This window comes from Rhizobium sp. BR 362 (assembly GCF_036528765.1).
Classification (GTDB): domain Bacteria; phylum Pseudomonadota; class Alphaproteobacteria; order Rhizobiales; family Rhizobiaceae; genus Rhizobium.
Genome location: NZ_JARWGH010000074.1, coordinates 1 through 4,843, shown reverse-complemented (window position 1 = coordinate 4,843; position 4,843 = coordinate 1). Strand labels below are relative to the sequence as shown.

Here is a 4,843-nt window from a genome sequence, read left to right as displayed (position 1 = left end):
GCGCTCTCCATCGGCAATGGCCACTGAAATCTTCAACTTCGACGTATCCAAGCCGATGAAAATTACGCTATCTTCTTTCATGGTTCGTCCTCGCTTAAGCGTGGGGCTCGGCTCCGGCCTATCCAGAGCAACCCCCGACTTCAGCTTACTGCGGGGGCGGGCCACCTTCACCCCGCGAACATACGGTCTAATTAAATGCCAAACGACAGTGGTTCGAGAAATTCCTGGATCGGTTTTGGCTTTATATCCCGCGGGGTTGAGGCGGATTGGGTGGGAGTGTGGTCGTTGCCCATCCGTTAAGGCTTGCGGGTGGAGGATGCGGTTGAGCGCGCAGCTCCTATTTCGGCCCTTGTAGTATTTCGCCCCATCCGCAAATGACCCCATGAAGACGGTTAGTGGCGAATTCCCTTCGAATACTACATGCTGGACCGCATTATCTTTGAGAGCGCTATTCTGGCAGAATGCTTTATAACTCGCCTTGCTTAGCCAGCGCACGAATGCGATCTGCCGTGCGGCAGGCAATGGCCTGGATGGTGAGTGAAGGATTCACGCCGCCCACCGTTGGAAACACCGAGCCATCGCAGATCCAAAGATTGTCGATGTCCCAGCAACGGCAATCGGCATCGACGACGCTGGTTCGGGGATGGTCTCCCATGCGCGCGGTCCCATGCATATGACAGGTATCGTCGAGTTCCTCCCAGATGTCATGCGCATCTGCCGCATACAAGGCTGCGCCCATGAAATTCAACGCATGGCGGATCAATCGTTTGTCGTTATCGCAATAGGAATAGGTCACGCGAGGGATCGGTAGGCCATATTGGTCTCGTGCCTCGGTCAACGTTACCTGATTGCCCTCTTGTGGAAGGCACTCGCCTACCATCTTCAGGCCGACTTGATGATTGTATTTCTCCATCTCGTCGGTCAGCGCCTGACCCCAGAGCCCTCTCTTTGCAGCAAGGGTGTTCGCCCAGACGATCGGAAGCGGTCCCTGGCTCATGTAGCAATAGCCGCCAAAGAAGTCCTTTCCTTCATCCGTGTAGTTCCAGTGCTCCGTTATGGCGAGCGACGGCGGGCCTTTATACGAGCGGATTTCCTGTTCTTTCGTGCCCCATACGGCCTGATTGGACTGGACCATCAAGTTCTTTCCCACAAGGCCTGAGCTGTTTGCCAGCCCAAAGGCGTATTTCGAACTCTTGGAATTCAATAACAGGCGCGGGGTTTCGATGGCGTAACCTGCAACGACCACATTGCGCGCCTTTTGAAAGCGCCACTCTCCGTTACGGTGATAAAGCACGCCTGTCACCCGACCTCCTTGGTCGTGCTCGATCCTCCCGACCATCGCGAGATCGCGGATCTCCGCTCCGGCCGCAAGAGCCCTTGGAAGCCAGGTGACGAGGACACTGCGCTTGGCGTTGGTCGAACAACCGATCACACACATTCCTCTGTAGACACAGGGAGGCGCAGGTCCGCGGGGGGCAGACAAGGTAGCTATTGGAGTCGGAGTCCATTTGATGCCCATGGCGTCAGCGCCCTCGGCCAGGACGAGAGCGGCAGCATTCAATTCGTGGGGTCGGTACGGATAGCGCGGGCGGCTGGGCCCCCAGGGATAATGAACGGGGCCGGATATGCCGAGCGCCAATTCAACTTCGCGGTAGTAGGACCACATTTCTCGCCAGTCGAGGGGCCAATCGGCTCCGTATCCAAGGAGCGTTCGCGATTTAAACCATTCGGGGCGAAAGCGCAGCGAAACCATCGCGAAGTGCACTGTCGATCCGCCCACCGCTTTGCCCGAATTATTGGCGCCTAGCTGCAGTGGATTTTCGCCATCGACCAGCCGTTCGTCCATCCAATAAAGTTTGGACTGGTGGGTCTCGTCAGACGCGAAATCCTCTAGCGGACGAAAATAAGGACCAGCGTCGAAAGCAATGACGGAGAAGCCATATTCAGCGAGTTTGCATGCCAACGTGCCGCCGCCAGCGCCGGTGCCGACGATGGCGAAATCGACGGGCTCGTCATCGCTATATTCGCGCATCGGCACCCACCCGCCGTGGCGAAAGACGTCCGGTGCCCGGCCTCCGATCGCCCGCGGCGTTTGCATCGGGTCATCGTATTCGCGCATTTTCTCGCCTTTTCTGAAGTTCATGGCCGGGCTTTGCTTCCGAAGCCTCCCAGGGATCATGACGGTCAAAGCCCAGCCGCACATATCCTCGCGGACTGGCCGGCCCGCCGAAGCCGATCTCATTCCAAGCGGCCGGAAACGCGTAATAGGCCGAAACGATGTCGTGCAATAGGCGTTTCGAAAAGAAGACATCGGCAGGTAGGCCGGACCACAGCGGTGACCGGATGCATCCGCGGGATATGTCAGTCAGCAATGAATCCTTTTCGGCATCGGAAACATCCGCGAATGGCTGCATCGAGAGACGTCTTGCTTCATCTTCAATCGCTGCCAATCCGTGCTTCCAGGCGATTGCCAGCGGCGGCAGCCTGGTGTCCCGATAGCCTTCGGAGGCTCCTTCGGTGAGGTTGCTGTCGATCATGGCGGCAATGGGCACGGGAATTTCGCGACAGGCATTCTGAGGAATGATGCGGTCGCAGATGGCGGCCAAGGTTCTCCACTCGATCGCGTTGAGATGCTTGGGCGTGGCCGAATCGATGGCCATTCGCTCTTCGACGACCGCGCGTGTCTTGTCGTTCCAGGACACACCGTCTCGCTTGCGCATCACGTCATATCCGGGATAGCGATCCTTCACGATTCCTCTCCATGTCCAGTAGTGACAGGGCGGCAAGCCCGGCAATGGCAAGTCCGGTGAAGCTCGGAGGCGCAGGGATCGGCGGCCCATTCAAAATATTTTGGGACCAGTTGCGCCATCCGCCCATTTTACGGGAAACGCCATAGACGTGGAATGCGGCTCCAGCCAAACCCAGTGCCGCAGTGATCTTCAGAGCAATGCGCGCCAGATCCGACGCGCTCCGGCCCGTCACAAAAAGACAGCGACCGAGCAGGATTGCCGCTGTCGGCGGGATGGTGACAGGCAGATACATTGCCCGGTTTTGGAACGCGCCTCGAAAGTGCAACAGTGCAGCTTCGCAAACGGTCCCAAGCAGTCCGATGCAGGCGGCGGCGGTCAATATTTTACCTGCGGGCAAACCACTGATCCTTGGCAATTTGCCCGAGGGTGTGTCGCGGACCTTTTCGGCAGCCCTGCCGAAGCCGCCCGCTAATAGAAGCGCTGCGGGGGCCCCGATAGGAGCCGAATAGAAAAGGTTGAGCCATGACAGGCCGCCGGGACGCTTGAGAATATTATAGGCGTGAAAGCCGAGACCGGCCAAGCCGGTGATACCAGCCACTCCATAGATCATGTCACGCGCGCGGTGGCGCTTCGGTTGGCGGTCGGCAATGCCGGCTATGCTGGCAAAGAGCGCCACGGAAGAAACAGCAAGAGGCGCGTACATAACCCTATTTTGAAAGCTGCCGCGATAATGTTCCACGGCACTGTCCGTCAACACCGCCAATGCCAAAATTGCGGCCGCACCATTGAGCTGCCGACCAGCAACGAGTGCAAGATCTTTGCTATGAGCCGGCGCCTTCCGCACGCGTTGCAATGCTTCGGGCCGCGCCACAGCTTCCACAAGGTCGCTCAGCACCGGCAGGAATTCGGCGGGCCGACTTGGCGCATCCAAAGATTGAACGAGTTGTCTCATCGGTGATCTCTCGTCAGATCTTGAATTTTTCAGCGTCCTGATGCTTGAATGCGAGGCCATTTCCCGGTCGTGACGGATCCGGCGCAATCGTCCCTTCCGAGATTACAGGGGCGCTCTCGAAAAGCATCTGTTCAATACGGACATGATCGTGAAACCATTCCAGATGCCGCAAGCGAGCCGCGCAAGTGGCGACCTGGAGATGAACCGATGGGGCGCAATGACCGGATAAATCGATGTGAAAAGCCTCACACAACGCGTCGATTTTCAAAAAGCCGCTGATCCCCCCGCATCGGGTGACATCAGCCTGCAGCACATCGACTGCTTGCGCTTCGATGAGACGGCGAGCGTCATCGAGCGTGTAGATATATTCGCCGGCGGCAACTTCCATCGATGGCGGCGTTCGATAGCGGACAAAATTCAAACCTGCTTCGTCGTCGGAACTCACGGGCTCCTCGAACCAGCGCACTCCAGCGGCCTTGATGATCGATGCGAAGCGCACTGCCGCCTGGGGCGTAAAGGCACCGTTCGCATCGATGAAGAGCTCGGCTTCGCCGATGGCATTCCTTGCGACAGTAATCCGTTGGGGATCTCGTTTATGGTCTGCGCCGATCTTCATTTTTACGGCGCGGCAGCCATTTTCAGCGGTCCAGGCGGAAAGTTGATCTCGCAGGCGCTCATCCGAATATGTCGTGAAGCCACCGCTCCCATAGACGGGAATTGATTTGCGGACAGCACCCAAAAGCATAAAAAGCGGCAGATCCAAACAGCGCGCCTTCAGATCCCATAATGCGGTATCGATGGCCGAGATCGCGCAGGCGGCAATACCAGATCGCCCGGAATTGCGGACCTTCATCGCCAGACGTTCGAGAATGGAGGGAATGTCGTAACATTCCGACCCTATCACGGTGTCTTTCAGCGTTGCGATCAGGCCCGTGACTGCAGCGTCCGCGTAGGTATATCCGATACCGCAATGGCTGCCCGCCCAAATCTCGACCATGACCATTGTCGTCGAATCCCACTCGAAGGTGCCGTCTCCCTCCGGGGCATCGGTGGGAATTTTATAAGCGGCGCATTCGAGGCGATCGATCAATGGTGAAACAGACGTCACTTGTCGTCTCCGCCAGGCAGGAGAGCACGAAGG

The 4,843-nt window shown here is 57.7% G+C and carries 4 protein-coding genes; all 4 read right to left on the bottom strand.

The annotated features are described in order from the left end of the window. Window positions 1-466: 466 nt before the first annotated feature. From QDY28_RS30560 to QDY28_RS30545, 4 genes are read right to left on the bottom strand one after another with little or no spacing between them, the layout of a single operon-like run. Window positions 467-2,119: a GMC family oxidoreductase gene (locus QDY28_RS30560; RefSeq protein ID WP_331384832.1), complete on the bottom strand. Its 1,653-nt coding sequence runs from the start codon at window positions 2,117-2,119 to the stop codon at window positions 467-469. Next, window positions 2,103-2,750: a gluconate 2-dehydrogenase subunit 3 family protein gene (locus QDY28_RS30555; protein WP_331384830.1), complete on the bottom strand. Its 648-nt coding sequence runs from the start codon at window positions 2,748-2,750 to the stop codon at window positions 2,103-2,105. The genes QDY28_RS30560 and QDY28_RS30555 overlap by 17 nt, the downstream gene beginning before the upstream one ends. Continuing rightward, window positions 2,725-3,702 (bottom strand): hypothetical protein, encoded by a 978-nt coding sequence (locus QDY28_RS30550; RefSeq protein ID WP_331384829.1) that lies wholly within the window; start codon window positions 3,700-3,702, stop codon window positions 2,725-2,727. Before QDY28_RS30550 ends, QDY28_RS30555 begins: the two co-directional genes overlap by 26 nt. Window positions 3,703-3,715: 13 nt before the next feature. Further along, window positions 3,716-4,699, bottom strand: coding sequence for an enolase C-terminal domain-like protein (locus QDY28_RS30545; protein ID WP_331384831.1), 984 nt, complete (start codon window positions 4,697-4,699; stop codon window positions 3,716-3,718). Window positions 4,700-4,843 lie beyond the last annotated feature (144 nt).

What these genes read in the sequence shown, in the direction of transcription:
- QDY28_RS30545 (WP_331384831.1), bottom strand. Translation starts at nt 4,699, where the DNA reads ATGGTCGAGATTTGGGCGGGCAGCCATTGCGGTATCGGATATACCTAC.
- QDY28_RS30550 (WP_331384829.1), bottom strand. Translation starts at nt 3,702, where the DNA reads ATGAGACAACTCGTTCAATCTTTGGATGCGCCAAGTCGGCCCGCCGAA.
- QDY28_RS30560 (WP_331384832.1), bottom strand. Translation starts at nt 2,119, where the DNA reads ATGCGCGAATACGATGACCCGATGCAAACGCCGCGGGCGATCGGAGGC.